Genomic DNA, 26,617 nt, shown 5'->3' with positions numbered 1-26,617 from the left:
CTATTTATCGGTCCCGTACCGAACGAAGCGCCTGCGGGGCGATGGTCCTTGCGGGGCTCTTACTGGCTTTTCGTCGATCGAAAATTCGGTGTTTCAGAAATGTAATCGATTACAGTACGGCGTGAAAAGAGCTTCCGTAATGAGACGTCGATGGACGATCCCTTAATAACGGCACCTGATGTCGGGCGGGTCACCCTCACCAATGCGGCGGTAGCCGTCGATCTGGCGCCTGGGGTCGGCGGCTCGATCGCCGCCTGTCGCATCGTGGTCAATGGTCGGCTAGTTGATCTGCTGCGCCCGGCACCGGCGGCGCTCGCAAACCCTCTTGAGGCGGGCTGCTTTCCCCTGGTGCCGTTCTCTGGGCCTGTCTTCGGGGGCGGCTTTCGTTGGGAGCAAGGGCTTCTGCCTCTGGCCCGCACCAACCCCAGGGAACCCGATCCGATCCATGGCGACGGTTGGATGCGACCCTGGCAGGTTTTGCGGCGGGGTGGAGATGCGGCGCTCCTCGAATACCGCCACCGGGTAGATCGCGAGCCGGAGGGGGCATTTCCGTTCCCCTATGTCGCGCGGCTTTGCATCCGGCTGCTGCCCGACGGCTTCGCGGCAACCCTTTCGGTGCGCAATGCCGGCCCAGGGCCGATGCCGGCCGGCCTGGGCCTGCATCCATACTTCACCGGCGCCTCCGAGGCGCGGGTTCGCTTCGCGGCGCACGCGCTCTGGCGCGACGGACCGGAGTTGGCGGCAGTCCCGCCGGGACCGATCCCGCCTGGCCTCGATTTCTCTGCCGGCCGCCCGATCGGCGACCTGGAGATCGACCATTGCTTCGAGGGTTGGGGCGGCCAGGCGTGGCTCGAATGGCCGGATCGAGGGGTGGCGGCAAGCCTCACCGCGGAGGGCGCCTTCGGCAAACTCCAGCTCTTCCATCCGCGCGATGCCGACTTCTTCTGCGTCGAGCCGGTGGCGAACGCCAATGACGGCTTCAACCGCATGGCCGCGGGGGTCGACAGACACGGTATCGCAATTCTCGCTCCGGGCGTGACCCTGTCCGGTCGGGTCGCCCTGCGCGTCGCCGCGATCTAATCGCCGAGAAGCCCCTTCAGGCCTTTGCCGAGTTCCTCGACCGCGCCTTTCGCATCTTCGGGGATGGACTCGATCGGGGCCGGTGTCTCGCTTGTGGTCGGAGCAGCCGCGCCGCCACTTGCGATGTTCACGCAGGGATTATCCTCGCCACTGCCCATTTCCCCGAGGCCGGTCACCGCGGCTGGCGGGAACAGATCGGCGCCTAACAGGCCGGTGATCTGACGGGCTGTCGCCAGCTCGTCGGGACGGAAGGTCGGCTCGGCGAGGGTGCCGCCGATCTTCACCGGAACCGCCACGTTCAGGGCCTCGGACTTGGCGGCGGGCGTCACCGTCAGGTCCAGTTGCTCAGTGCCGAGGTCGACCGTTCCTTCACCGACGACGGTGGAGTATTCGGTGTCGACGAGCATGACCTTGCTCGTCGCGATCCCATCATCGATCGCGAAGTTGCTGGCGACGCAGTTCAGGACCGTCCATTCGGACTTGCCGGAGAACAGCGTGCCCATGACCGTGCTCAACCCACCGACAATCTTGTCGAAGGCCGCCGTCTTTGCCCGCCCGCTGCTCATCAGCAGTTTTGTCTGACCGTTCAGGCTCCCCATGATCGCGGCAACCGATGCCCCCTGGCCGTTCACGTCGACTGCGATATCCGCCTGACCTTCGAGGAGGTCGGTGACCTCCGCCTCGGTCAACAAGCGTCCGAGATCGAGCTGTGGGGCGGAGACCGTGATTTTCATCTGCGGGGTCGCAGAGCTGGCGTTCAAGCCGACCGTGGCCTCCACCGGGCTGTCGGCAATGGTTGCGCGCAACGGCTCGACCGTCAGCGCGCCATTCTCCAGCCCCAAAACCACAGCCAAATCACTTGCCGTGAGAGAGGGTAGAAGAAGCTCCTGTACCTTCAGGTCAAGATGTGCGTCGGCGAGCTTCAAGCCATCGAGGGGAAGGGGATCGTCGGGGAAGACCTTTCCCGCCTCTGCCGTGGCCGGCGCGGCCCCTTCCGTTTCTGCCTCGCCCGCCTCGCCGGCCGGAACAAGCTCGGTCAGATCGAGCCGATCGCCGGTCAGCGCCGCCTCGATGCGCGGTCTCGGCCCCGTCAGACGAACGCCGACATTGCCGGCAAGGCTGCTCTCGCCCAGCGCGATTGTCAGGTTGCGAATATCGAGCGCCTCCGCGCCGCCGCCGATCTGTCCGGTTACCGCGAGCGGCAGCCCGGCCGGAATGGCGGCGCCTGTCAGCTTCTGCAGGTCTCCCAGATCCTCGGCCTTTACTTCGAGCGCGAGGTCGAGACCCTGCGCCTTCGTCGGCGCATCGATGGTGCCGTCGACATGAAGCTCGATGCCCAAGGCATCGGCGTCGATAGCGACAGGATAGGGTGCTCCTCCGTTCATCAGGGTCGTGAGCGCCCCGACCTCGCCCTCGGCCGTCAGATCGATCTCGTTGACGCTGGTATCCACTTCGAACGCGATGGGCGACTCGTAGCTTTCCGCCGTCATCGAGATGCGGTCGGCGGCGACGACCGTATCGGCGCCGGTCTGGCCGTTGCGGAAGGTCAGGACACCGTCCTCGATCAGAATCTGTTCTGCCAGAAGTTGCCGCTTGGAGTCTGGTGCGGGTTCCTCTTCCGGCGTCGGCTCGGCCGCCGCAGTATCGAACACCCAGTTGCCGTGTCCTTCGGCGTTCGTTTCCAGCAGGATGTCGGCGCCCGCGAGGACGAACCTCTGAACCCGCACCTCGCCGAACACCAGCGGCAGCAACTCGACCTGCACTTCAAGCCGCTTCAGGCGCACCATGTCCGGTCGCGAGCCCCAGGGAGCGTTCGCGAGGCTGACCTCCTCGGCCACCAGCGCAGGGGTCAGGGAGAGCTCGAGATCGAGCGGCCCGCCGAGCACGAGCCGTCGCCCGGTCGCCCTCTCGGCGGCCGAGGCGATCTCGTCGCGGTAGTCGTTCACGTCGAGGGTCAGCAGATAAACGAGCGCGCCGCCGACAAGGACGACGAGGCTCGCGGCAAGGCCGATCAGAATGGTTCGAACACGCATTTGGCGAGGATCCGGCTTCCAAGGGACATTCGGATCGAAGCTTCAGGGCTTCGAAGCGTCGACCGCGGCTGCTGCCAGTATACGGCGCGGAGGATGCGATGGATTAATCAATTTTCGGGCGGCGAGTCCAAGCGGGTTCGTCTTGTGTTCAGCAGGTTTTCCAAGTCCCGCCAGTGTGGTCGGTGTTCGGAAAGCCTAGGGCCTGATCCGATCAGGTTGGGTCAGCTTTATCGGATCGTGCTCTAGGTGCGCCATTGCTGCGGATCTCCACAAAGCTTGCTTTGGCGCGGACCTCCGCGCAAGGCTTGCTTCGGCTAGAGGAAGGGAAAATATTTTCTTTCTCTTCTCTCGCGATGTTCAGTCATTCCTGCGGAGGTGCCTTGTATTCTTTCGCCAGACAGCGGAAACCGTTAATCTCGGGTCTTGCCTGCCGCAAGGTGGCCCTCCGCAGAGGCAAGCACGCATGAGTCCGAAAGCCATGGTCGCGACGAGCTTCGACCCTGTCCTCGTCATTTTGTCCGTGGCGATCGCGGTGTTCGCGTCCTACACGGCACTCACGATCGCGGGGCGATTGAGGGCCACGGTCGGGGTTTCCCATTATCTGTGGTTGTTTGGCGCCAGCCTCGTTATGGGCGGCGGCATGTGGTCGATGCATTTCGTCGGCATGCTGGCCTTTCAAATGCCGATGCCGGTGTCCTACGATCTCTGGCTTACGCTGTTGTCGCTGGCCTTGCCGGTGGTCGTCACCGCTATCGGGTTTCATACGGTGCGGACCAGGGGACTCGCGCCGCCTGTCCTCGCGGCCGCCGGATTGTTCATGGGAATAGGCGTGGTTTCCATGCACTATACGGGCATGTCGGCGATGCGCATGTCGGCGACGGTCGAGTACCAGCCGATTTTGGTCGTCGCATCGGTCCTGATCGCGATCATCGCATCCACGGTCGCTCTGTGGCTTGCCTTCAAGGGGGGCGCGGTCTGGTCGAAGATCGCGGGCTCGGCGGCGATGGGGATCGCCATTGCCGGGATGCATTATACCGCCATGGCCGCCGCCGAATTCAGCACCGGGCATGCCGCGCCCATGGCGACCGACGGACAGCGTCTCGATCCCGCGCTGCTCGGAATCGTCATTGCCGCGGCGACCTTCTTCCTTCTGTTCCTGACGCTGCTGTCTGCACTTTTCGATCGCCGCAAAGCGGCATTCGGGGCGGACGCGGCCCCTGTTCCTGCCGGCGACCGAAATCCATACAGCCCGAAATTCGCATTCCTGGTCATCATCCTGTTCTTCGCCACGCTTACCGGTGTCGCTTGGAGCATCGCCGCCTGGAGCGATTACAACGAAACGATCGACCAGGCTCATACGGCAACGCAGAATACGTCACGCCTCGTGCAAGAGCATCTCGAGCGCGCGGTCGGCGAAGGCGACTTGGCCGTCCGGCACATGCTCAATCTCACTGAGCAGCTCGGGTTCGAGCGGGTCGTGTCGTCGGAGCCCATTTGGCGGAGTGTCCGGGACATGACGGCGTCCCTGCCGCATCTCGGCTCGATTTGGATCTTTGATGCGACCGGCCAGGCTCGCTTTACGACTCTTCAGTTTCCGCCGCCCGGTGAACAGAACGTCGCCGATCGGCCGTATTTCCGGGCACAGCAGGCCAACGTCCGGGGCGAGCTTCTGGTCGGCGAGCCCTTGAAGGGGCGGATTACGGGCAAGGACTTGTTCAATGTGAGCCGCCGCCTGGAGGACGCCGACGGCGGCTTTGCCGGCCTCGTGGTGGCAACATTCGAAACGGACTACTTCAAGAGCTTCTATAACGGGCTGAATCTCGGGCCGGAATCCGCCATCGGCATCTTTCGGGAAGACGGAACCGTCGTGGTTCGGCAACCGATGCCGCCGACCGATATCGACGGGAAGGGCATTTGGGAGCCGCTCTTCAGGGTCCACCTGCCCCAGTCCCTGTTCGGCACCGTCGACGGCATCTCGCCGATCGATCGGGTGCAGCGCATCCACTCTTACCGCAAGGCGACAGGACTGCCGCTGGTTGTCACAGCCAGCGTCGCCAAAGGCAGTGCCCTGGCGGATTGGCGGTCTCGACTGAATCAGAGCGCGGCGTTCGGATTGCTGATCGCAACGGTGTTGGCCGCCCTGTTATGGTTCGCCGTGCGCAGTCTTCAACGGGAGGAGCGGAGCCAAGCGGCCATCCGCGCGGCGCATGCCGACCTGGATCGGCGTGTACAGGAGCGAACCGCTGCGCTGCGGGAGGCGCTGACCGACAAGGAGATTTTGTTCAAGGAAGTGCATCATCGGGTGAAGAACAATCTTCAGGTGATCTGCAGCCTGCTGAACCTGCAATCGGCCCGGTTTCACGAACCGGCGGTGCGGCAGGCCTTCGACGAGGCCTATCATCGCGTCCACTCGATCAGCCTCGTGCACAAGACGCTCTACGACCAGGGCGCCTCGGCACAGATTGATTTCGCGGCCTATCTGCGGGACCTCTGCGACAGTCTTGCGAATCTCTATGGCGCAGCCGATCGGAATATCTCGATCGATGTCTCGGCCGCCGCAGGCGTGCTGGATCTCAACCGGGCCGTTCCGATCGCCCTGATCGTAAACGAGGTAATCTCGAATGCGTTGAAGCACGCTTTTCCGGACCGCCCGCTCGGGAGCGATGCCGGATGGATCAGAATCGAGTTCGTCGTGCGCGATCAGAGATTTCGGCTGTCGGTTCGCGACAACGGCATCGGAATGCCCGAAGACGCGGCGTCCCCTCCGGCCAAGAGCCTTGGGCTGGTGATCATCAACGCGCTCGCGCAGCAGATCGAAGCGACCGCATCCTTTCATCGTGATGACGGAACCCATTTTGAACTCTCCGGTCCGCTTGACCCGCCGGCGGCGGGCGTCTCCGGCGGTGCCAAGGGCGATTCCAGGACAACCGCCGCTGCCGAGTGACGGCCGGCCGCGGATTCGGCAATAACCCGGTCGCATTTCATCAGAGAGACGGAACTTCGCTTCCCCGGGACTTCGATTCCCAAGGCGCCGTGTCGAGACGGCATCGATGCGGGCGGAACTGCGCGTTCCGCCACACGTTACCTTATTCGATGGTGGGGCGAGATCGTCGCCTGAACACAACGCTGTCAGGGCGGCTCTGCCATTTTAGAGGAGAGGGAGGGCCTCGTTCCGTACCGCTGTCGAGCGTGCCCGGAGCAGGTGGGAACCGCATGGTCTCCCGAGGTCGCCCCGAACACGGACGATTACCGGATGGAGGGCTCTGATGCAGTCAGACAATCAAGGCCGCTCTCTCGGATCTCTCTTCGCGGAATTGACGCGAGAGACGAGCGGACTCGTGCGCCAGGAGGTGGACTTGGCAAAGACGGAGATGTCCGAGAAGGCATCTCAGGTCGGATCGGCGGTCGCTTCGTTGGCGGTTGGCGGCGCGCTGGCCTTCGCGGGCTTTTTGATTCTGTTGCAAGCCGCGGTGGTGGCGCTTTCGGCGGTAATGGAACCATGGTTGGCGTCGCTTCTCGTCGGCGGGGGCGTCGCGCTCATCGGCATCGTTCTCCTGCTGAAGGGGCGCAGCGACCTGAAGGCGCAGAACTTGGCGCCTCGACGGACCATGGAATCGGTTCAGGAAGACACCGAACTAGCCCGGGAGAGATTCTAATGGCCGAGTCCAATCAGGAAAAAGACAACAGCGGAAAAAGCGCAGCCGAAATCGAACGCGAGATCGGTCAGACTCGTGCGGAGATCGACGATACGCTTGACCGGATCTTCGACAGGCTTACGCCGGGGCAAGCTTTCGAACAGGCTATTGATTACTTCCGCCGTTCAAACGGCGTCTCGACCTTTGGTATTGCGGTGAAGAACAATCCCGTCCCGGCTCTCCTGGCTACGATCAGCATCGGTTGGCTGATCGCCGCCACCATGCGCGAGCGTGCGCGGCAATCCGAACTCACCGGAACCCGGTTGCCATCGCAGGACTTCTCCGACCGCTCGATCGCCGGGCGAATGGCGGAAGCGAACGCGGGCACCGGCGAGACCTGGGAGGGTGACGACTTCGAACCGCAGAGAGCGCAGGTCTTCACCGTGCCGGCGGGCGACCGCTCCGAGACGAGCTCTGTTGAAGAGAAGGAGCCGCCGGCGCGTCGCTAACGTGAATGGCGGATGCCGAGCGACGCACAAGTCAAAGGACTGTCCGTAATACCTGTCGACGATCCCGATCGAGGCAACACGCTGCGCGAACTGGACGTCCGATCCTGGCGGTGCGGCGGCGGTCGCGGGTGGCCAGCCAGCCTAGCATCGAAGGGGCGTGACTGTTCCGGATCTACACTTCCCATTGGAGGGCGATGGGCGCCTTGAACGGTCCTCCCTGCCGTGCGGGACGGTTAACGCAGCCCACGGCAAAGGGGAATTAATATCCTCTCCGGCCCTTGCATTTTCGGACGCGATTCCATTATTTTCGCGGTGGACGTATTCGCACGTGCCTATGGCCCCTGGTGGTTATGCAACGACGTAACGCGGCCTCTTTTGGTTTACTCGGCAGGGTATTGCCGGTTCCGATCGGGGAAGTGATTGGTTGCTGCGAGCCGCGGGGGCTAAATCCCCGGAATCGCTCGATATTGAAAGGATAACCGCGACGCTGGCGTCCGGTGTCCTTTCGCGGCCAAGCGGCGTTCCCGACATTCGAATCGCGCCCCTGCAGGGTGAAGCCATGTTTTCGCGTTCGGCGGAGAGGCCCGCCGGATTGGCTTGCCGTCTCGGATTGAAGGAAGGATCACGGATGCGAATGTTCTTCTTCGGTAGCCTGATGGATCTGGACCTGCTCCGCCTCGTGGTCGGGCGGGACATCGGTGATCTCGTGTTCACGCCGGCCGCAATTTTGGGGTTCGAGCGTCGGCGGGCCTGTGACGAGTCCTTTCCGATCATCATGCCGCATCCGGGAGGACAGGTGGATGGGTTTCTGGTCGATGGCCTGACGACGGCCGATATCGACAGGATCCAGTTCTACGAGTCCGATGACTATGCGTTGCGCACCTTCACTGTCGCAACCGCCACCAGCCGTGTCGAGGCCGAGGTCTTCCTGCCGACCGAAAAACTCGCAGACGAAGGGATCGTCTGGGAGTTCGATACATGGCTGGAGGTCGAGAAGCCGATGTGCTTGGCTCTCGCTGAAGAGCTGATGTCGCATTACGGGATCTTGACATCGAAGCAGTACGATTTGCTTTGGCCCGATATGAAGGAGAGGGCGTGGCAGCGCTTCTTCGGCCCGGCTGCGGGGCGCAAGCACGCGGTCGGAGAGGACTGAGCGGCGCTCCCGGCCGCAGGAGCCGGTCAAGCGATCACGGTGCGACCAGGTGATGCACTCCGCCCGGCCCTGTGGCTCGGCCGCCGGCGATCCTCCGAGTTCCTGAAAAAGTACAGCGGCGGGTAAGCGGCGGACGGTGAACGCGAAGGCTCCGTTGCGCCGCTGACGGTGCGGCGAATCAGCATCATGGGATTGCGGGCGCCAGCGCGAGATGAAGAATCATCGCGCTAAGCAATGGCCGCTATCGCCGTGCGAAGAGCAACGCACGAACCCGCCAATCCCACGGGTCCCGCTATTTCCTTTTCATCAGCGCCTCGGCGATCAGCGACTTCATCGGGCCTTCCAAGACGCTCGTGCTCATCTCCACGTCGGTACGGGCGCGGCTGGCCGTTGCCCCGGCCGTCTTCCTGGGTTTGGCGACCTTGGCGTTCTTTGTCGTCCTGGTGCTCTTCGTACTCTTCGCACTCTTCGGGCTCTTGCTCTTAGGTTCGTTTCGCCGGCCCTTCGTTGATGCCGTCCGCTTTGCCATGAATTTTTCCTTCCATCTTATATGCACCAAGCCACCGCATCTCGCATCGGTAAGACTGCGAGCGCGGCAGCTTGTCCGCATCATGTAGCATTTTCTGCTGAAGCCAACAGTAATACTCGCTCTGCCGTGAGGGATTGATATCGCGCGTGCCCGTTGGAACGATCCGGCCTCGCCGAGCGCGCCGCCTCCGCCACGTCGCCGTGCCCTGTGAAGGATTGTTTCGGCGGAATGCTCGGGAGCACCGGCGGGAACACCGGCGGCGCGATCCCGTTCTCTTCATGAGGGGCTACGGAAAATGGGATCGTGCGATGCAGTCATTGCGGGGATGCCATGTGGTGGTGACCGGCGCGTCGGCCGGTGTTGGCCGTGCGACGGCGGTGGCATTCGCCCGTCTCGGCTGTCGCGTCGGGCTCATAGCGCGCGGAGCGGACGGCCTTTCCGGCGCCAGGGCCGAGGTCGAGGCCGCCGGCGGACAGGGGCTCGTGCTCCAAGCCGACGTCGCCGACGCCGAGGCTGTCGAGCGGGCTGCCGAGCAAGCCGAACGGGAGAACGGCCCGATCGATATCTGGGTGAATGTGGCGATGGTCACCATTTTCTCGCCGGTGAGCCAGATGACGCCTGAGGAGTTCCGTCGCGTCACGGAGGTGACCTATCTCGGCCAGGTGTACGGGACGATGGCCGCGCTGAAGCGGATGCGCCGTCGGGACCGCGGCACCATCGTCCAAGTCGGGTCGGCGCTGTCCTACCGCGCCATCCCGCTGCAATCCGCCTACTGCGGCGCGAAATACGCCATCCGCGGCTTTACCAACTCGCTGCGAAGCGAACTGATCCACGACGGCAGCAACATTCGGCTGACGATGGTTCAACTGCCGGCCGTCAACACGCCACAATTCGATTGGAGCCGGAACCGCATGCCGATGCGGCCGCAGCCGGTGCCGCCGATCCACCAGCCGGAGGCGGTCGCAGCCGCGATTCTGGAGGCTGCGGCAAAAACCCCGCGCGAGCTTTGGGTCGGCATCCCGTCCGTGAAGGCCATCGTCGGCGACATGGTTCTTCCCCACTGGCTCGACCACATGTTGGCGTCGCAGGCCTATGACGGGCAGCAATCGAACGAGCCGGACTCTGCAGACCGCGCGGACAACCTGTTCGCGCCGATGGACGGTGACTATGGAGCGCATGGTCGCTTCGATGCTCGCGCTTCACCGACGGTGTTGCGGTTCGAGCCGACAAAGCTCCGAATGGCGGCCGCCGCGTCGATGGCCGGACTCGCCGTCGCAATCCTTTGCCTCGGCTATCTCGGCGGCAAGCGACGGGCGCGACATTTCTCGCAGGTCGACGCCGGTACTGCGGCGCTTCGATGAGAGTAACGGACAGCGATGGTGGTCGTGATGAAACTCCGAGCCGTCGTTCGACGTTGATCCCTTATCGCCCGCCCGCATTCGCGATCCACAGGGCGATGATCCGACGGGCTTGCGGACGATGGCGCTCCCCGACCATGCGCTTCCGATCGCGGGTTGTCGGGAAGCCGAACCGGAGTGGCGTTCGGTCACTATGTCTTGAGCGTAAGGAGGTCCAATGCCGCCGCGTGATCCCGGAGCCTGGATGTGGGTCGAAGCGTGCGAGATGATCGACCGGGCGGAACGCCTGCACCGGCAGTTCTTCCAACTCGGACGGTCGCCGACGCAAAGGCCGAGCTGGGAGCCGCCCGTAGATGTCTTCGAGACCGAGCGGGAACTGTGGATCCTGGTCGCGTTGCCGGGCGTCGAGCGGGATCATGTGGAGGTCATTGTCGACGGTGGCACGCTGATCGTTGCGGGCGAGCGACGGATCCCCGCCGAGGTGCGCGCCGCTGCGCTTCACCGTCTTGAAGTCCCCTACGGACGGTTCGAGCGACGCATTGCCCTGCCGTCCATTCCTTTGGAGATCGGGCGGCGGGATTTGGCCAATGGATGCTTGGTGCTGACGCTGCGCAAGCAGTGAGAGGGAGCGGTTCATAAGATGAAGACAGAGTCCACGAGGGAGAATCTTCCGTCGGGCGAGCAGGCGCGACAGACCGCCACGAACGGAGCGCCGAAGTCGGAGGGATCCTCTCCCAATATTCCGGCCGACGCCGTCATCATCGTTCCGGTCCGCAACACGGTCCTGTTCCCCGGAACCGTTCTGCCGCTGACCATCGGTCGTGAGCGCTCTCTCGCCGCTGCCCAGGACGCGGCGCGTAATGAGCGGCCGGTCGGCATCCTCCTGCAGCGCAGCGACGAGGTGGCGGAGCCCGGCCCGACGGACCTTTACGAGGTCGGTACCATCGCCGGCATTCTCCGCTACGTCACTGGAAATGACGAGACACATCACCTCGTCTGCCAGGGCGTCGAGCGGTTCCGCGTCCTCGAGTTCCTGCCGGGCTATCCGTTCCTCGTGGCTCGTATCGAGCGCATTCCGGAGCCGGAGGTCAGCGGAACCGGAATCGAGGCGCGCTTCCATCAGCTCAAGCAACGGGCCGTCGAGGCGCTGCAACTGCTTCCGAACGCGCCGCCGGAGCTGATCGCCGCCGTGCAGAGCATGTCGTCGGCACCAGGGCTCGCCGATCTGGTGGCCAGCGTCATGGACCTCAAGCCGGAGGAGAAGCAGGAGGTCCTGGAGACGGTCGATATCGAGCCTCGCCTCGACAGGATCCTGTGGCTTCTGGCCTACCGCCTCGAGGTGCTGAGATTGTCGCGGGACATCGGCCAGCAGACCCGCGAGGCGATGGAGAGCCGGCAGCGGGAACATCTGCTGCGCGAACAGCTCCGGACGATTCAGCAGCAGCTGGGCGAGGCCGACGAGAAGTCGGCCGAAATCGCCGAGCTGACGGAGGCGATCGCCAACGCCAAGATGCCGCAGGAGGTGGATGATCAGGCGCGGAAGGAGCTGCGGCGCCTCGAACGTCTGCCGGAGGGCGCGGCCGAGTACTCGATGATCCGCACCTATATCGACTGGCTCGTCGATCTGCCCTGGTCGGCGACCAGCGCGGAGCCGGTCGACATCGCCCATGCGCGGAAGATCCTGGATGAGGATCATTTCGGGCTGGAGAAGATCAAGCAACGGATTCTGGAGTATCTGGCGGTCCGCAAGCTCAATCCAGAGGGGCGGAGCCCGATCCTGTGCTTCGTCGGACCGCCCGGTGTCGGCAAGACGTCCCTTGGCCAGAGCATCGCGCGGGCGACGGGACGAAAATTCGTTCGAGCCAGCCTCGGCGGCCTGCATGACGAGGCGGAGATCCGCGGCCACCGGCGCACCTATATCGGGGCGCTACCCGGCAACATCATCCAGGGGATTCGCAAAGCAGGGACGCGGGACTGCGTCTTCATGCTCGACGAGATGGACAAGCTCGGGGCGGGGTTTCACGGCGATCCGTCCTCCGCCCTGCTCGAGGTCCTCGATCCCGAGCAGAACAGTACGTTCCGCGACAATTATCTCGCCGTGCCGTTCGACCTCAGCAAGGTCATGTTCATCGCCACGGCCAACATTCTGGATACGATTCCCGGACCGCTGCGCGATCGGATGGAGGTGATCGAGCTTCGCGGCTACACCGAGGACGAAAAGATGCAGATCGCGCGCCGCTATCTGGTCCAGCGGCAGCTCGATGCGAACGGGCTTTCCGCCGAACAGCTCCAGATTGGCGACGACGCGATCCGCGCCATCATCCGCGACTATACCCGCGAAGCCGGCGTGCGGAACCTGGAACGGCTGATCGGCGCCGTCGGCCGTCATACCGCGATGCGGATCGCCGAAGGCGCCGCCGAGCGGGTCGAGGTCGGACCCGACGATCTGCATGGCATCCTCGGCCCGAAGCGGTTCGAGAGCGAGGTCGCCATGCGGACCAGCGTCCCGGGGGTGGCGACCGGCCTTGCCTGGACGCCGGCCGGCGGCGATATCCTCTTCGTCGAGGCGAGCCGCGGCCCAGGCACCGGCAGGCTGATTCTCACCGGTCAGCTCGGCGACGTCATGAAGGAAAGCGCTCAGGCCGCGCTGAGCCTCGTGAAATCGCGCCTCGGCGATTTTGGGCTGACACAGGAGACATTCGAGAAGAGCGACATCCACATCCATGTCCCCGCGGGTGCCATTCCGAAGGACGGCCCGAGTGCCGGCGTTGCGATGTTCGTCGCGCTTGTCTCGTTGCTGACCGAGAAGACGATCCGCAGCGATACGGCGATGACTGGTGAAATCAGCCTTCGCGGACTCGTTCTTCCCGTCGGCGGAATTCGCGAGAAGGTGGTGGCGGCCATGCGCGCAGGCATCAAGACCGTTCTGCTGCCGGCGCGGAATAGAAAGGAGTTCGAGGAGATCCCGGAGGAGGCGCGCGAGCGGCTGCAGTTCGTCTGGGTCGAGCAGGTCGACGACGCGGCGCATGCTGCGATCGGCGACTGGGAGGCGGCGAGGGTCGAGCCCGAAACGGTATAGGTTTGAGATAATGCGATCCGTTGAAATTCTTTCGAGATTTCTTTCGCTGGCCGCAACTGCGCTGCTTGCATTCGGTAACCAAGCGTCCGCGGAATCCTGCCGCGATGAGGCCGAGCGCTTGGCACAGTCCTATGAGCTGCAATGGCCTCAGCCGCCGGTCACAATGGAGTCCCGCGGTATGACCGGGACAGACGAGCTTGCGCCCTCGCAGGGAGTGATCGAGCCGCCGGCCGGTGACAGCGACATGGTGATGGATGCGCCGGAGACGGAATCCCAAATGCCGACCGCTCCCGAGGTCGCGCCACCGTCGACCGAACAGCCGGTGGACGATCTCACGGCGGAGCAGCGGACCCGGATGGAGGCCTTGCTCACCGAGGCCATAAAGGCAGAGGAGGCGGGGAACTCGGCGCAATGCTTCGAGCGCCTGAGCGAGGCCAAGGCCGTTCCCTAGCGCCGCCCTTCTCGCAATTGACCCGCCCACGACAACCTTTGCCGGTACCGAAGCGCGAGGCCGGCAAATAAGCCGAACCAAAGCCAGCCGGGCGGAAGAAAACCAGGAGAATTGGGCCGCTGGATGGGGGCAGCGCAAAATCCCGGTATGCCGATCGATGGAACCATTGCGTCCGGTTTCTTGTTTATTACAGCGGCGGATGCGTGGGTGAGAAATGCAAAGGGGTCCCGCAACAATGCCGGCGCGCAGGTCTTTCCGAAACTCCAGCATGCTCTACCGGTCAATCCCGCCGACATCCCCCCGGAGGGTGATGGAGCCTCTCCCGCGCGACGCCGGCGGTGATGCATGACGGCCTTCTCGGGGCACGAGAACCAATGGGCGCACAGTCGAGACTGCGAGGCATGTCGATGAGCGGTCGGAAAATTCGCGTTGCCATCGTGGGGGTGGGAAACTGTGCATCCTCTCTCGTGCAGGGTGTGGCGTTCTACGGGGGCGCGAGCGAGGCGGACGTGGTTCCGGGGCTGATGCATGTCAGCCTGGGTGGCTATCACGTCAGGGACATCGAGTTCTCGGCCGCCTTCGATATCAATGCGACCAAGGTGGGCGCGGATCTGTCCGAGGCGATCTTCGCAGAGCCTAACAACACCTGCAGATTCACCGATGTTCCCCTGTCGGGGGTCACCGTCCATCGCGGCAGAACGCTCGACGGGCTGGGCAAGTACCTGCGTCAGTCGATCACCGAGGCCGACGGCCTTCCCGACGACGTGGCCGACATTCTGCGGCGGACCCGCACGGATGTGGTGGTTTCCTATCTTCCGGTCGGGGCGGAGCGGGCAACCCGATGGTATGTCGAGCAGATTCTCGAGGCGGGATGTGCCTTCGTGAACTGCATCCCGGTGTTCATCGCGTCTCGGCCGGAATGGAGCCAGCGGTTCGCCGAGCGGCGCCTGCCGATCATCGGCGACGACATCAAGTCGCAGGTCGGCGCGACGATCGTTCATCGGATTCTGACCAACCTGTTTCGCGAGCGGGGCGTCCGTCTGGATCGGACTTATCAGCTGAACTTCGGGGGCAATACCGATTTTCAGAACATGCTCGAACGGGAACGGCTGGAGTCGAAGAAGATCTCGAAGACGAACGCGGTGACGAGCCAGCTCGATTATCCGCTTTCGGACAAGGACGCCCATGTCGGCCCGAGCGATTATGTACCGTGGCTCGGCGATCGCAAATGGTGCTACATCCGGATGGAGGGCACGACCTTCGGCAACGTGCCGCTCAATTGCGAGCTCAAGCTCGAAGTGTGGGATTCGCCGAACTCGGCTGGTGTTGTCATCGATGCCGTGCGCTGCGCGAAGCTCGCGCTGGACCGCGGCGTCGGCGGCGCGCTTCATGGCCCGGCCAGCTATTTCATGAAGAGCCCGCCGCAGCAGTTCACGGATCACGAGGCGCACGACCGGACGGAGGCCTTCATCCGGGGCGAGGAGCCGTGCTGAGCCGGCGCGGCCGGTGACGGCCGTCTTGCTGATCCGCCATGGGGCGCATGTCCTCCAGGGAAAGGTCCTCGTCGGCCGGACGCCAAGCGTCCATTTGAGCGGGGAGGGACGGCGGCAGGCGGAAACCCTGGCGCACCGCCTCGCGGGGGCGTCGATCCGGGCGATCTACAGCAGTCCGCTCGAGCGGGCGCGGGAAACCGCGGCACCGCTTGCGGAACGGCTCGGGCTGGAAACAAAGGTGGTGGAGGACCTGAACGAGATCGATTTCGGCGACTGGACGAACCAACCGATCGAGACTCTGGCCGACGACCAGCGGTGGCACCTCTTCAATTCCTTCCGCAGCGGAACGACGCCTCCTAACGGCGAGGCGATGCTCGATGTTCAGGCGCGCTTCGTCGGAATGGTCGAAGGGCTACGGACGCTATATCCCGGCGCCCAGGTCGCCATTGTGAGCCATGGCGATGTAATCAAGAGCGGCCTCGCTCACTGGCTTGGCGTTCATCTTGATCTGTTCCAGCGGATCGAAGTGAGTCCCGGCTCGCTGAGCGTCGTCGAGATCGAGGACCATGGCCCCCGGATCCTGCGGGTCAATTCGCCCTGTTAAGGATCTGGCCCGTTCGAGAGAAAAAGAACGGCGGCTCATCGCGAGCCGCCGCTGCAAAGTCACCTTCTGACGAGGTGTTAGGCCGCTTTGCGACGCGCAAGCCCTCCCAGGCCGAGCAGGCCCGCGCCGAGGAGCGCCAGCGTTGCCGGCTCCGGAACCGAGGTCACGCTCAGCTTGGCGATGTCGAAACCGTCCGTGCTCGTTCCCGGATTGGGTGAGGTGTCGACGATCCGGAGCGAATTGAAATTGCCGCTGAAGACCGTCAGGAAATAGCTCGTGTTCGCTCCGTCCTCGGCCGAGGTCAGGGTCGCGATCAGGCCATCCACGAAAGTGGCGCCGCCGCCCAAAGCGTTGTTGAACACTTCGCCGATCAGGACGTAATTGTCGTCGTTCAGGCCGAGATAGATCTCGGCGCTCTCGGCGTGGTTGGAGCCGAGATTGGTCAACTCGATCACCGTCCCGCCGCTGATGGAGCGGTTCGTCGGATCGATCACGAGGTCGAGGCTGCCTCCGAGGCCAAGCGAAAGCATCGAATTGTTATTGTCGTCGAAGATGTTGCCCTCGATGAGCCGGCTCGGATCGATGGTGCCGGCACCCTGCGTGTACTGAACGGAGCTGAAATCGTCCGCGCTATCATGGATGATCGTGCCCGCCTGGGCGGCGGTTCCGATCATGGTCGCGGCAAACGCCGCAAGACCAACTTTAAGGATATTCATTCGTCCCCCCAAGTAGGAATAAGATTTTGCAGAACAAGACGCTGTCTTTTCGCTGAACAGATCCTCGTTGCTCTTAGAGCATTGATCCGTCAGCGAGGCCGTATAAACTTGTCTGCAGGACTCGTGCCATTATAAAAAATCGTTATATAGCAATATATTATATATTATTGGTTCTGTTCTGGGCTCGATGTGTAAGGGGCGCCGACGCCCTGCTTTGCTCTGCCATAGCTTTCGAAAGCGTGAGATAGACAAAAGCCCCTTTGTATCAAGAACATGCCGGCAATATTGCATCAAAGCAAAACGTAAAATCTATTTACATTAACTATTTAACTTTCATTTGGTTCTTTTAGTCTCAGGCACTGTAAAGCTGGCCTGTCAAGAACGGTCGGGGGCACCCTGCGGCACCAGCCCGACGGCTCGATAGAGATCCGCGCGATGGCGCGCCCAGTGCTCGGCGATGCAATCGACGGCGGGGCGGTCGTAATAGCGCCAGGGGATCTGCCTTGCGTTCAAGCCGACGAAATGGGCTCCGCATCGACCGAGGTGGGGGAGGTGAGGGGAAAGGCGAGCAGATCGTGACCTCGTCGAGGCGTACGACGAGGGATGGATGCCGGTGGGAAAGAGCCGCAACCTGCAGCCCCTGCTCGTCGAGCTCGGAGACGAGGCGGGTCGGGTTCACCTCGAGCAGCGCACCCAAGACTGCGCCTAGATCAAAACCCGGTGGCAGGCCGTGAATGCCGGCGTTCCGGGGTTCCGGGCCGCAATAGTCGCCGAACTGACCGAAGCAGCTATGAACGTCGGCGGCGAGAACGCAGATCCCGCTGTCGCCAGAATCCAGCCAGTCCGCGATCGCTTCGGGCATGCCCCAGAGAATGCAGTCATTGTCCAGAGACAGCTCGTAGCGATCCGGCGTAACGCGCAAGGGCGCGAATTTCCAGGCACCTCCTCGGCCATTCCGCCGTCGAGGAAGCGGGCAATCGCCGGTGGAACTGCATCGGTAGCAGCCGCGCGCCAGATGACCGTCTCCGGCACGTCCCCCGTCCGCCGGCGGGCCTCGGCGAGCGGAATGGAGTTGACGCAGACGATATAGGCGACTTTGGGACCAACATCTCCCGCCGTCCATCGCACGGCAAGACGGCTCCTGTCCGGTTTGCTCATGCAATCCTGCCGCGGCGGCCAGTCGGCGGCTTATTCAACGGCTTGTCGAGAACCCACTGGTCCACCAGAACGCACATCGGAACGCCTTCAGGAGTGGTATAGCGGCACTCCTCCTGCAGTGAGCCGGTCAGCCGATAGCCAAGGCGTTCATACAGGCGCCGCGCATCGGTATTGTCCTTCTCGACGCCTATGCGCGTATGGGCGAACCCACGGCGCCTTGCCACCTCCTCCGCGGCCACAATCAGCCGAGTGCCGATGCCGGCGCCTTGCAGCGGCGGAAGCACGCGAATCGCCCAGAGGACGGCACTCTCCTTGGTGAAATCGATCCATGCCTGACCAATAGGATAGCCATTCAAGTCGGCGACGAGCATCAGGCCCCGTCCTTGCTTCTGGGCTTCAAAGGCTGCCCGGATGATGTTCCGGTGTTCGGTGAATAGCCCGAACCACTCGAGCGGAGTGAGATCCCGTTCGGTGCAGACGCGAATCGCGACATCAAGCGCAATTTCGAAGTGGTCGAGAGTTGCAGGCCGGGCGGTCATGGGGACAACAGCGACACTGAACGGATGCCACCGCGCCGGAATTGGCGGCTGTAGCTCGGGCGATCCTCAGCTCCCCAGTGATATTTGTAGTCCTCGCCGCCCCGGAGAAAGTGGAACTCCGCGGCCCGTTCTCGAACCGCCTGTTCGATCGCATGGGCGACGATCAGCGTTCCCGGGCTGAGCCCTGCGAAGGCGGGATCGAAGCCGCTGAGATAATAGTGGGTGCGGGTCCTGTCCGCGAATCCGTAGAACGCCGCGACGGTTCGGTTGTCCAAGCGCAGAACATAGAGCCGGAGCATGTCTCGCGCGAGCAGCAACGGCGCCGCCTCCTCGTGGAAGCGACGGATGGCCTGGTCGGCTAGCACGCCCGGGAGGCCCCGGTAATGCCAGCACGCGCCATGCAATCGAACGAGGGCATCGAGCGATGCCGCGACAGTTTCCGCTTCGGCGGCCTCGGCGCAGAGCCGGCCGAGCTTCGATGCGCGACGTCGGTAATATCGCAGATTCGCGGCCATGCGGCGCGGCAGTTGCCGGGCCAAAGCCTCGACGGTTCCGGGAATCGGCAAGACCGGCGAAGGCTCCTGGGGGATGCGTCTATCCACCCAGCCCGAAGGGGAAGGGGCGTGCAAGAGAACGGAATCAGGTCGCAGCTGCTGCAAGTCACACAAGTCCCACCGGCGGTTTTCCGACGCCAAATATGCAAGAGCGATGGCCGCGCCCTGCTGGCCGATGCTTGGGTCAAACAGCCCGTCGCAGTAATCGGTAATGCCGCAGCCGATCGGCAACAGCACCCGTTCCCCAGCCCCTTCGGAGATGAACAACGGAACGAGACCAAGAAGTGTTCCGTGTCGACGCAGCGTGAGCACGAGCAGATCCTCGTGGCCGAAATGCTTCCACCACGGAATCAGCCATTCCGGCGACTGGAACGGCGTAGCCGACGGATCGCGCCGCCACAGGTCAGTCCAGTCATGGCGCAGCGCCTCCAGCCCATCCAGGCTGCTCACCACGTCAAGCGCCGGAGCCGACACAGGCTGCCCCCGGCGCTTGATGGAAACGCCCCGTGGCTTCGGTGCGACGGCCGGCCAGGGTATGGTAGAGTTCGAGATAGCGATCGGTCATGCGCGCCAATGAAAAGCGGCGTCGCGCCGCTGCCCGGCATTCTTCCGGATCCAGAAACCGAGCTGCTTCGATTGCCTCGGCCATCTCCTGTACGTCGCGCACCAGGAACCCGGTCCGCCCGTCCTCGATGATGCTTGCCAGCGCGCCGGACGGAAATGCGACCACCGGCGTCCCGCAGGCAAGAGCCTCCATCGCCACGAGCGAACTGGTCTCCGCCGCCAGACTCGGCACCAGCAGGCATTGCGCGGCCGTCAGCAAGCGGTGCTTTCGCTCGACGCCGATAGGCCCGATGAACCGCCGTGCTCGGTCGAGCCGCGGCCTGATCTCCTCCTCGACGTAACGCAGATGCTCGGGATAGCGAAACACCGCTCCGGCGAGAAGCAGCGGAATGTCGGCCTGCCTGGCGGCGTCGAGCGCGAGGTGAAAACCCTTCTCGGGACAGAGCCGGCCGAGCGCGATCGCGAAGCGGCGTTTCGCTACCGGCATGGTCACGGCAGGCAGGGCGACACCGTTCTCGATCGGCGGCAACAGCGCCGCGTTCGAAGGAAACGCCTCATGCTGAGACCGGGACACGCCATGCAGATGCGTGTCGGGGCGGTCGAGATAAAGGATCGCCGACTGATAATAGTCGGGTGGCAGATGGAGCGTCACCAGGACCGGCGGGCCGGGCGGGGGCAGATAGGTATGGAAATCGATGCCGTGCATGTGGACGAGATCGACGGGCCACCGGCTCAGGGCCTCGGCAATCCTCCGCCGGTGGGTCGCGCAGACTTGACGAAAGACTCCCTCGTCGATGGATCCTGGGGGAGCGGGCGTCGGCAGAAGAATCCCTCCGGTGGCCGATCCTTCGCAGGCAATCACCAGCGAGCGGTGCCCGGCGCGCGTGAGCGCCGCATCCAATTGTGTCAGGATCTGCTCGGCGCCGCCGACAGCGTCAGGGCCGACGGACGCCAACGGATACGCGATGTTGAGCACGGTCAGCGGCATGTTGCCCGTCCGGACTGCAAGGAGGCGAGCGCCGTTCCCGCCAGCGCTCGCCATCGCGCGCCCGTCATGCCCCAGTCGAAGAGTTCGTAGAACAGCCGTCCCGCGTGCGGTGGGCGCCGGAAATCATATGTCGGGGCCGGCCGAAACGGCTCCCGGTCAGGCGGGAACCGCGTCAGCATTGCCGCCTGGCTCGCGAAGCAGGCGATCATCCGGCGTTTCAGACATTGCTGCGCGTCGGTCAGTGGCAGGAGGACAATGTCGTGATCGCCGTTCGGCAGAAATTCGAGGGCGGCGATGGTACCGTCCCGCATGTGATAGGAGGCCATCTCCACGATCGCCGGCGAAACCCCGTTCCGCCTCTTCAGGAGGTCGCAGGCGCCATGGACGGCGAAGGCGGTCGAATCATGGTCCGGATGTCCGCCCTCGTAGGGATGCGTGACAACGATGTCCGGGCAGATCCGGTCGAGGCGTTCGGCGAGCGTCAGGGCAAGCTCGGCAAGATGGAACGCGGCCTCCTGGTCGGCGATGCCGATCCTGTCGGTCTGTTGCGGCGCGATACCCGCGAGGGCCAGGGCCTGCTCCAATTCGCCTCGACGCGCGCGTGCATAGGCTTGTCTCGTCTCAAATCCTCCGGCGGCCGCATCCCGCATGTTTCGAGGCGCACCATCGGTCACGTGAAGCAGCGTGAGGGCTCTCAGCCGCGAAAGCTGGCCGCCTGCGCCGATCACCTCGTCGTCGGGATGAGCGGCAACGATGGCAGCGGAGGGGACTTGCAAAGGTGTATCGCCGGCGCGCAGCCGCTCCAGAAAGTGCCGCGCCGCGCTGGCGGTACGGTCGGCTTCAGAGAGCTGTTGCGGAGGACAGCTTATGCGGTCGGTTCGTGACGGGTTTGGCTGCATAGCGGCGTACCATCGCAGCGCAGAACTCGGCAAACTCCTCATTCACCTGCGGCGGGCTCGTGTGATGCGGCGCGAGGCCGCGATGCTCTGGTGTGAAACAGAAGGTCAACGTCACGTCGAACTCCTCCAGCGCACGCATTTGCCGATCGAACCAAGCCTCGGCATTCGGGCGGAAGCTGTCCGCCCAGCTCAAGCCCGTCCGGAGATGCTTCACCCCGAGCCGCCGCAGCCAGCGAACGGCGTCGTCGAGACGGTGGTCCTCGAAATGGAACCACTGACAGATCCCGAGATCGGGCGTGTATCGGGCAAAGCTGTCGAGGGCACGTTTCGGTGTCCCGTCCTCGCGCAGGAGTCCCATATAGAAGTGACGGTAGTAGGATGATCCTTCGGCTTCGCGGTGCCGCGTCGTCGCGGTCCAGGCGCGCGGCAGATCATACAAGCTGTACCAGTGGATGCGCGGGACGCGTCCGATCAGCAGCTCGGCCGTCCGCGCCAGCCCGAACTCCTGAACCTCCTCTGCACCGAAAGTCGACACGCCGACCTCGGTGACCCAGATCGGGAGGTTGGTAACGGCCTGGATCTCCTGCAGCTTGGCGGGCCAGTCGTCGACCATCCAGTGGTTCCAGTCGAACGGAAAGCCATGCACCGCGATGACGTCGAGTCGGTCCAGGACGCCTTGCCCCTTCATGTTCTCGATGAATAGTGGGTCGATCGGCGAGATGCCGCCGAGGACCCGCAGGAGATGCGGGTTCTCGGCCTCTATCGCCGTCGCCGCCAGCTTGACCATGTCGCCATAGCCCGTCCAGGTCGGGTCAAGCTCCGGATCCCAATGCGACTTGTTGTTCGGCTCATTCCAGAGCATCACCGCTTCAATCACGCATTCTCCCCCTTGCCGGATAAACAGCGCCGGACGCGCCGGTGGTATCGCCGCGCCGGCAGATGAAAACTTCCTCTTCCGGATGATCGAGAATCTCAAAGCCAGCGCTGCGGAGCATCGCTTCGGAGCAGGCACGGTTCGGAATCCACCAGTTCGTCTGGTCGTCGGAATAGCGTTTCTCGATGAAATGCAGACGTGGAAAACCTTCCCGCTCGAAGATCTCCTGCTCCTGGAAGGGATAGTTTTCCTGCAACGCTTCGACCTCCGGGCTTCCTCGCTGCAGCGACTGAAAGACGAAAAGATCCTTCACGACATGCTCATGGATCAGGTCGAGGGCGAGCAGAGGGTGCCGGAGGTGGTACAGCACGCCCATGAACAGCACGAGGTCGAACGTCTCGCCGAGGTCTGCCACGTCGTAGACCGAAAGCATCCTCAACTCGATATCGACGCCGCAGAGCTCGGCGGCGAATCGGGCTTGCTCCAGATAGGTCTCATCGAAGTCGATGCCGAGAACGCGATCGGCGCCGCGGCGTTTCATCTCGATCGAGTAGAAGCCGGCGTTGCAGCCGATATCGAGCACGGTCTTTCCGCGCAGATCGGCCGGCAAGGCGTCGGCGAACTGATTCCATTTGACGGCGGGATAGTCGCCGAGGAAATGATGCGGCGCCGTCTGCACGCCACGCAGGTCGATGTTGTGGAACCAGTCTCCCAGCTCGAGCGCCCGCTGTCGGATCTCTTCGGGCGTCAGACGACAGTTTGTGTCCTGCATGATCAGAGGTCGCCGTCGACCGCCAGCGCGGGAAAACGGCGACCGCTGCGTTCCCGGGTGAGTCCTTGGGGCGGTGGGACATCCAGGCCGTCGCCCGAGCCCTCGGGCCTTTCGGCCAGCAGGTTCATGGCTTCGCGATATCCGTTCAGCGTGCCGACATCGACATAAGCTTGCCCGGCTCGCACGCCGTGAGCCTTTCCGCCGCGGGCGATATAGGCGTTAATCAGAGAGCCGATATATTCGTCGACGCGATTGCGCTCGCACCAGAGCTCGAATAGGGCGTGAAGGACCTGTCCCGGAAGCTTGAAGGCGCCCCAGATCCATTGGGACTCGGGGTTTTGGCGCTTGACCTGGATCTCGAGAACGAGACCCTGGCTGTCCGTTACCACGGCATCGAAGAATTCCGGGCGTTCGACAGGAAACAGGAGGAAGGACAGCCGGTCATCATTGAGCGCACAGAGCCCGTCTTCGGGGAACCAGATCGTGTCCGGAAGGCCTACGGTCACAACCTCCGTCGGATGGACCAGCGGCAGGGCGCGAAAGATTGCATCGCACAGGCCGCCGGGTTGGGGCTGGACGACATAGGAAATGTCGGCCGGTCCAACCCGGCCGCCGTAATATTCGAGGATGTCCGACTTGCCCGGTGCGATGACGAAGCAGATCTTGCGGGCGCCGCATCGGATCATTCGCTCGACCAGATATTCGCTGACGGCTCGCGGTCGCTCGACATCGCCGTCCCGGCGACTGCCGACAGGAAGAAGCTCCTTCGAAAAGGCCAAAGGTTGGATCCGCGTTCCGCTTCCGGCGGCTGGAATGATCCCCCACATGCGTCAGGCCTCCATCAGCGGCATCGCCACTGTGGATGGCCGCGCGGGATCGCCAGCCAAGGCCGCGTCGAGGGCGTCTTCCAGGTCCTTCGCACGCTGGTCCGCGGTATGCTCGGCGAGGACGCGCTCGCGGGCTGCGCGGCTCACCCGACCGAGTTCTTCGTCGGACAGGCTGATGGCGTTGACGGCCTCCGCGCTGCTGCCAGCGACGAGGATCTCGGATCCGGGCGTGAAGAAGGACTCCAACCCCTCCCATGCGTCGCTCAGAATTGGAACGCCGCAGGCAGCGGCTTCGAACAGCCGGCCCGATGGGCAATAACCCATTTCGGCCATGGCGCGGCGGGTGATGTTCAGGGTCAGCCGCGACGAGGAGTAGAAGGCCGGATGCTCTACCGGTGGAAGGTGCCTGACAAAAAAGATGTTGTCCGTCCAGGGAAAGGACTGCGGATATTGCGCGCCGCCAATGACGAAGCGCAGGTCGGGACGGTTCCGGGCCGGGTCGATGAAGAGGGTGGACAAGGCGTTTTGTCGGTCCTCAGCATAGGTGCCGAGATAGGAGAGATCCGCGCGGTAATGCGGAACTCGCGCCGTCGGCCGATGGACCGCGGGGTCCGCGCTGCCGTAAAGCGGCGCCGTGCGGCGCGCTCCGAGGCGGGTGCGAAGCTCGGACAGGGTCGCGCCGCCGGTATAGCTCAAGACGAGATCGAAATCCGCCAGCCCGCGCGGGCCGATATAGGTCGTGGGCTCACCGGCCGCCAGTCTTGCGAGGGTGACGGGCGTGTCGAGGTCATAGAAGACGCGGAGCTTCGCCGGTGAGTCGAGAACCAGATCGGAGGCCTGAATGCCATCCGGGCAATAGGAGGTGACGATCGCGACATCGGCATCGGCCAGATGGCGGGCGGCGAGAGGAAGCAGCTCCGTCCAGCCCGTGTAGAGGTGGAGAGCGCCGCCCGGAATTTCGGTGAGGTCGCGATGGGCGGCGTAGTAAGGGACGTCCCGCTCGAAGAACATGACGTGGTGACCGCGCCGCGCCAGGGCATTGCACAGTCCGCGCCAGAGCGTGGCGTGCCCGTTGCCCCAAGAGGAACTGATCGATAGTCCGAAGATCACCAGCTTCATTGTACGGCCGATTGCCCCCGTCGCGTTTGCAGTGGCGACTCCATGCTCCTTCCTGGATCGAGCAGCTTGTCACATTCAACGGTTTCGCGTTCGGAAGGTTCCGAGTTGTTGCCTTGCGTCGGAGATTTATTCGGTCCAGCTGCAGTATCGATACCGATCGACAGGTAAATGGCTGTCCTGCCGGGCGGTAGAAGAAGAACCTGCCGCGACTTGGCGAGCGATCGCTTCGCCTAGACTTCACTGCGCCGATGGCGACCAATGAAACCTTTCGACGACCCCTGCATTTCTATCAGTGCAGAAGCAATCCGGAGGAAAGAATGTCGCCGTTAAGCCGCTCGGTCGCGGAAGTTTCCGAGGATCACCTGAGACTCCGGCTGTCCCAGGACCTTGAGACGGATCTCCAACGGAACTATGCCCCCGACGTGATCTTGCTGACGGTGTACAGCGTGCTGCATGGGCATGACGGTCTACGGCGGTCCAGCGGGCGCCTCCAGTTGCAGCTCCCGGGCGCGCGGTTCGAGTTTTCCGCCAAGCAGGTTGATGGCGAATTTGCCTTCCTCGTCTGGAGGGCCGACTCCAAGCGGTACCGCGTCGAGTGCGGCGCCGACTCCTTCCTGATCCGCGACGGGCTGATTCGAATGCAGACCATCCACTACCACTTGCTCCCGAAGTCCTAGAACGGATAGCGGGACGCAGGCTGGGCCGCCGCCCGGAGGAGTCCTGCCGCTTTGACTTTGGCCTCCCGGCCCCTATGATTCGACGGCCACTTGCTTCGCGGGGGAGGGAGCGTCGTGCCGTTCGACCTGACGCCGATCGACATCGTTGCGCTTGGCTGGTTTCTCGGAGTCTGGCTGACTTACAATCTGGTTCTCGATCATCTGCTGCCCCACCGCATAGCGTTGAACCAGCATATGCGGGCGATACGGGGCATCTGGATGCGGCGGATGCTCGAGCGCGAGAACCGGATCGTGGATTCGGCGCTGCTCGGACATGTGATTCACAGCGTATCCTTCTTTGCGTCAGCCACGCTGCTGGTGCTCGCCGGGTTGCTCGGTGTGTTCGGCGCGCTGGATCAGGCCTATCGGGTGGTCGCTGAGCTCACCTTCGCCGCCGCAACGACGAAACCGCTTTTCGAGCTGAAGCTACTGCTGCTGTTCGTGATTTTCGTCTACGCCTTCTTCAAATTTACCTGGGCCTTGCGGCAGTTCAACTATAGCTGCGCTCTTGTCGGCGCCGCACCCGCGGCGCCGGTCGACGAAGCGAGGCAAAATGCCATTGCGACCCATACGGGCGACGTCCTGACCCTTGCCATCGGCAGTTTTAATGGGGGCCTGCGCGCGTATTATTTCGCCTTGGCGGCGCTCACCTGGTTCATTCAGCCTTGGCTCTTCATGGCCGTGACCGCCTGGATGCTTCTGGTTCTGTTGCGCCGTCAATTCTACTCCCGGACCCTGCGCTCGGTGCGCCAGCAGAGTCAGGCGGTCGGCAAAGACGGAGCTGCCCTTGCGGAAGAAGTTCGCATCGAACCGAGAACAGGATGAGCGGAGCGCTCGGGCCGAAATCCGGCTCGAACGATTCGCGGCGCAGCCTTAGACTGTTCTGCGGCTTATCCGAGGTCGCCGAATTCGTCCCTGTCCGAGTTGGCCGGCTGCGTGGCTTTCGCCGGCGAACTCGCTACGCCGG

25 protein-coding genes are annotated in these 26,617 nt (G+C 63.5%); 13 read left to right on the top strand and 12 right to left on the bottom strand.

Features of this window, described 5'->3' with window-relative positions:
• Positions 1 to 150 precede the first annotated feature (150 nt).
• Positions 151 to 1,080 (top strand): aldose 1-epimerase, encoded by a 930-nt coding sequence (locus tag DT069_RS05950; RefSeq protein ID WP_119459381.1) that lies wholly within the window; start codon positions 151 to 153, stop codon positions 1,078 to 1,080.
• Here DT069_RS05950 and DT069_RS05945 read toward each other — a convergent pair.
• The gene (locus tag DT069_RS05945; protein ID WP_119459380.1) at positions 1,077 to 3,113 is read right to left on the bottom strand and encodes an AsmA family protein; all 2,037 of its coding nucleotides are present in this window, start codon (positions 3,111 to 3,113) and stop codon (positions 1,077 to 1,079) included. The genes DT069_RS05950 and DT069_RS05945 overlap by 4 nt on opposite strands.
• 463 nt (positions 3,114 to 3,576) lie before the next feature.
• Between DT069_RS05945 and DT069_RS05940 the strand changes: the two genes are divergently transcribed.
• From DT069_RS05940 to DT069_RS05925, 4 genes are all read left to right on the top strand, one after another.
• On the top strand, positions 3,577 to 6,057 hold the full coding sequence (locus DT069_RS05940; RefSeq protein WP_119459379.1) for an MHYT domain-containing protein: 2,481 nt from the start codon (positions 3,577 to 3,579) through the stop codon (positions 6,055 to 6,057).
• A gap of 322 nt (positions 6,058 to 6,379) precedes the next feature.
• The gene (locus DT069_RS05935) at positions 6,380 to 6,769 is read left to right on the top strand and encodes a phage holin family protein (protein WP_119459378.1); all 390 of its coding nucleotides are present in this window, start codon (positions 6,380 to 6,382) and stop codon (positions 6,767 to 6,769) included.
• Complete coding sequence (locus tag DT069_RS05930; protein WP_119459377.1) at positions 6,769 to 7,257, top strand: DUF3618 domain-containing protein; 489 nt, start codon at positions 6,769 to 6,771, stop codon at positions 7,255 to 7,257. The genes DT069_RS05935 and DT069_RS05930 overlap by 1 nt, the downstream gene beginning before the upstream one ends.
• A 628-nt stretch (positions 7,258 to 7,885) precedes the next feature.
• Positions 7,886 to 8,410: a gamma-glutamylcyclotransferase family protein gene (locus DT069_RS05925; RefSeq protein WP_162913007.1), complete on the top strand. Its 525-nt coding sequence runs from the start codon at positions 7,886 to 7,888 to the stop codon at positions 8,408 to 8,410.
• A gap of 292 nt (positions 8,411 to 8,702) precedes the next feature.
• On the opposite strand, the gene DT069_RS05920 is transcribed toward DT069_RS05925, so the two are convergent.
• Entirely contained in the window at positions 8,703 to 8,939 is a 237-nt protein-coding gene (locus DT069_RS05920; protein ID WP_119459375.1) for a hypothetical protein, read from the bottom strand.
• A 308-nt stretch (positions 8,940 to 9,247) separates the two neighbouring features.
• Here DT069_RS05920 and DT069_RS05915 point away from each other — a divergent pair, with 308 nt between their 5' ends.
• From DT069_RS05915 to DT069_RS05890, 6 genes are all read left to right on the top strand, one after another.
• Positions 9,248 to 10,300 (top strand): SDR family oxidoreductase, encoded by a 1,053-nt coding sequence (locus DT069_RS05915; RefSeq protein ID WP_425450037.1) that lies wholly within the window; start codon positions 9,248 to 9,250, stop codon positions 10,298 to 10,300.
• 214 nt (positions 10,301 to 10,514) lie between these two features.
• A complete protein-coding gene (locus tag DT069_RS05910) occupies positions 10,515 to 10,919 on the top strand; it encodes an Hsp20/alpha crystallin family protein (RefSeq protein ID WP_119459373.1) in 405 nt (134 codons plus the stop codon).
• Between the two features lie 18 nt (positions 10,920 to 10,937).
• Entirely contained in the window at positions 10,938 to 13,376 is a 2,439-nt protein-coding gene (gene lon, locus DT069_RS05905; RefSeq protein WP_119459372.1) for an endopeptidase La, read from the top strand.
• A 178-nt stretch (positions 13,377 to 13,554) separates the two neighbouring features.
• Complete coding sequence (locus DT069_RS24560) at positions 13,555 to 13,827, top strand: hypothetical protein (protein WP_162913006.1); 273 nt, start codon at positions 13,555 to 13,557, stop codon at positions 13,825 to 13,827.
• A 407-nt stretch (positions 13,828 to 14,234) separates the two neighbouring features.
• Positions 14,235 to 15,320: an inositol-3-phosphate synthase gene (locus DT069_RS05895; protein ID WP_119459696.1), complete on the top strand. Its 1,086-nt coding sequence runs from the start codon at positions 14,235 to 14,237 to the stop codon at positions 15,318 to 15,320.
• A 13-nt stretch (positions 15,321 to 15,333) separates the two neighbouring features.
• A complete protein-coding gene (locus tag DT069_RS05890; RefSeq protein WP_119459370.1) occupies positions 15,334 to 15,924 on the top strand; it encodes a histidine phosphatase family protein in 591 nt (196 codons plus the stop codon).
• Positions 15,925 to 16,001: 77 nt separating this feature from the next.
• Here DT069_RS05890 and DT069_RS05885 read toward each other — a convergent pair whose 3' ends face one another.
• The 10 genes from DT069_RS05885 to DT069_RS05845 all read right to left on the bottom strand — a co-directional run bounded on the left by DT069_RS05885 (position 16,002) and on the right by DT069_RS05845 (position 24,934).
• Positions 16,002 to 16,640, bottom strand: coding sequence for a PEP-CTERM sorting domain-containing protein (locus DT069_RS05885; RefSeq protein ID WP_119459369.1), 639 nt, complete (start codon positions 16,638 to 16,640; stop codon positions 16,002 to 16,004).
• Between the two features lie 375 nt (positions 16,641 to 17,015).
• Positions 17,016 to 17,153 (bottom strand): hypothetical protein, encoded by a 138-nt coding sequence (locus DT069_RS24555; protein WP_162913005.1) that lies wholly within the window; start codon positions 17,151 to 17,153, stop codon positions 17,016 to 17,018.
• Positions 17,154 to 17,794: 641 nt separating this feature from the next.
• Positions 17,795 to 18,337 (bottom strand): GNAT family N-acetyltransferase, encoded by a 543-nt coding sequence (locus DT069_RS05880; RefSeq protein WP_119459368.1) that lies wholly within the window; start codon positions 18,335 to 18,337, stop codon positions 17,795 to 17,797.
• Entirely contained in the window at positions 18,334 to 19,341 is a 1,008-nt protein-coding gene (locus DT069_RS05875) for a GNAT family N-acetyltransferase (RefSeq protein WP_162913004.1), read from the bottom strand. Before DT069_RS05875 ends, DT069_RS05880 begins: the two co-directional genes overlap by 4 nt.
• A gap of 4 nt (positions 19,342 to 19,345) precedes the next feature.
• Complete coding sequence (locus DT069_RS05870) at positions 19,346 to 20,443, bottom strand: glycosyltransferase (RefSeq protein WP_119459366.1); 1,098 nt, start codon at positions 20,441 to 20,443, stop codon at positions 19,346 to 19,348.
• Entirely contained in the window at positions 20,434 to 21,219 is a 786-nt protein-coding gene (locus tag DT069_RS05865; protein WP_162913003.1) for a PIG-L deacetylase family protein, read from the bottom strand. The genes DT069_RS05870 and DT069_RS05865 overlap by 10 nt, the downstream gene beginning before the upstream one ends.
• A gap of 64 nt (positions 21,220 to 21,283) precedes the next feature.
• The gene (locus tag DT069_RS05860) at positions 21,284 to 22,219 is read right to left on the bottom strand and encodes a glycosyl hydrolase (protein WP_119459364.1); all 936 of its coding nucleotides are present in this window, start codon (positions 22,217 to 22,219) and stop codon (positions 21,284 to 21,286) included.
• Positions 22,212 to 22,988 carry a TIGR04290 family methyltransferase gene (locus DT069_RS05855; RefSeq protein ID WP_119459363.1) on the bottom strand — a complete coding sequence of 259 codons (777 nt, stop codon included), beginning with the start codon at positions 22,986 to 22,988 and terminating at the stop codon, positions 22,212 to 22,214. The genes DT069_RS05860 and DT069_RS05855 overlap by 8 nt, the downstream gene beginning before the upstream one ends.
• A gap of 2 nt (positions 22,989 to 22,990) precedes the next feature.
• Positions 22,991 to 23,815, bottom strand: a complete 825-nt coding sequence (locus DT069_RS05850) for a sugar phosphate nucleotidyltransferase (RefSeq protein WP_119459362.1) — start codon at positions 23,813 to 23,815, stop codon at positions 22,991 to 22,993.
• 3 nt (positions 23,816 to 23,818) lie between these two features.
• Positions 23,819 to 24,934, bottom strand: a complete 1,116-nt coding sequence (locus tag DT069_RS05845; protein WP_119459361.1) for a CgeB family protein — start codon at positions 24,932 to 24,934, stop codon at positions 23,819 to 23,821.
• 317 nt (positions 24,935 to 25,251) lie between these two features.
• On the opposite strand from DT069_RS05845, the gene DT069_RS05840 reads away from it, so the two are divergent.
• Together DT069_RS05840 and DT069_RS05835 are read left to right on the top strand one after the other, a co-directional pair.
• Positions 25,252 to 25,611, top strand: coding sequence for a nuclear transport factor 2 family protein (locus DT069_RS05840; protein WP_119459360.1), 360 nt, complete (start codon positions 25,252 to 25,254; stop codon positions 25,609 to 25,611).
• 114 nt (positions 25,612 to 25,725) lie between these two features.
• The gene (locus DT069_RS05835) at positions 25,726 to 26,475 is read left to right on the top strand and encodes a DUF599 domain-containing protein (RefSeq protein ID WP_425450036.1); all 750 of its coding nucleotides are present in this window, start codon (positions 25,726 to 25,728) and stop codon (positions 26,473 to 26,475) included.
• Positions 26,476 to 26,617: the final 142 nt, after the last annotated feature.

Origin of the sequence: Virgifigura deserti (assembly GCA_003576685.1) — a bacterium.
GTDB classification, from domain to species: Bacteria; Pseudomonadota; Alphaproteobacteria; order Dongiales; family Dongiaceae; genus Virgifigura; species Virgifigura deserti.
The sequence above is the reverse complement of the archived record's forward strand: the minus strand, read 5'-3'. Positions and strand labels throughout refer to the sequence as shown.

Bases quoted from the DNA above. Each gene is read 5' to 3' on its own strand.
- DT069_RS05950 (WP_119459381.1), top strand. From the start codon at position 151: ATGGACGATCCCTTAATAACGGCACCTGATGTCGGGCGGGTCACCCTC.
- DT069_RS05945 (WP_119459380.1), bottom strand. From the start codon at position 3,113: ATGCGTGTTCGAACCATTCTGATCGGCCTTGCCGCGAGCCTCGTCGTC.
- DT069_RS05940 (WP_119459379.1), top strand. From the start codon at position 3,577: ATGAGTCCGAAAGCCATGGTCGCGACGAGCTTCGACCCTGTCCTCGTC.
- DT069_RS05935 (WP_119459378.1), top strand. From the start codon at position 6,380: ATGCAGTCAGACAATCAAGGCCGCTCTCTCGGATCTCTCTTCGCGGAA.
- DT069_RS05930 (WP_119459377.1), top strand. From the start codon at position 6,769: ATGGCCGAGTCCAATCAGGAAAAAGACAACAGCGGAAAAAGCGCAGCC.
- DT069_RS05925 (WP_162913007.1), top strand. From the start codon at position 7,886: ATGCGAATGTTCTTCTTCGGTAGCCTGATGGATCTGGACCTGCTCCGC.
- DT069_RS05920 (WP_119459375.1), bottom strand. From the start codon at position 8,939: ATGGCAAAGCGGACGGCATCAACGAAGGGCCGGCGAAACGAACCTAAG.
- DT069_RS05915 (WP_425450037.1), top strand. From the start codon at position 9,248: ATGCAGTCATTGCGGGGATGCCATGTGGTGGTGACCGGCGCGTCGGCC.
- DT069_RS05910 (WP_119459373.1), top strand. From the start codon at position 10,515: ATGCCGCCGCGTGATCCCGGAGCCTGGATGTGGGTCGAAGCGTGCGAG.
- lon (WP_119459372.1), top strand. From the start codon at position 10,938: ATGAAGACAGAGTCCACGAGGGAGAATCTTCCGTCGGGCGAGCAGGCG.
- DT069_RS24560 (WP_162913006.1), top strand. From the start codon at position 13,555: ATGACCGGGACAGACGAGCTTGCGCCCTCGCAGGGAGTGATCGAGCCG.
- DT069_RS05895 (WP_119459696.1), top strand. From the start codon at position 14,235: ATGAGCGGTCGGAAAATTCGCGTTGCCATCGTGGGGGTGGGAAACTGT.
- DT069_RS05885 (WP_119459369.1), bottom strand. From the start codon at position 16,640: ATGAATATCCTTAAAGTTGGTCTTGCGGCGTTTGCCGCGACCATGATC.
- DT069_RS05880 (WP_119459368.1), bottom strand. From the start codon at position 18,337: ATGACCGCCCGGCCTGCAACTCTCGACCACTTCGAAATTGCGCTTGAT.
- DT069_RS05870 (WP_119459366.1), bottom strand. From the start codon at position 20,443: ATGCCGCTGACCGTGCTCAACATCGCGTATCCGTTGGCGTCCGTCGGC.
- DT069_RS05855 (WP_119459363.1), bottom strand. From the start codon at position 22,988: ATGCAGGACACAAACTGTCGTCTGACGCCCGAAGAGATCCGACAGCGG.
- DT069_RS05850 (WP_119459362.1), bottom strand. From the start codon at position 23,815: ATGTGGGGGATCATTCCAGCCGCCGGAAGCGGAACGCGGATCCAACCT.
- DT069_RS05845 (WP_119459361.1), bottom strand. From the start codon at position 24,934: ATGAAGCTGGTGATCTTCGGACTATCGATCAGTTCCTCTTGGGGCAAC.
- DT069_RS05840 (WP_119459360.1), top strand. From the start codon at position 25,252: ATGTCGCCGTTAAGCCGCTCGGTCGCGGAAGTTTCCGAGGATCACCTG.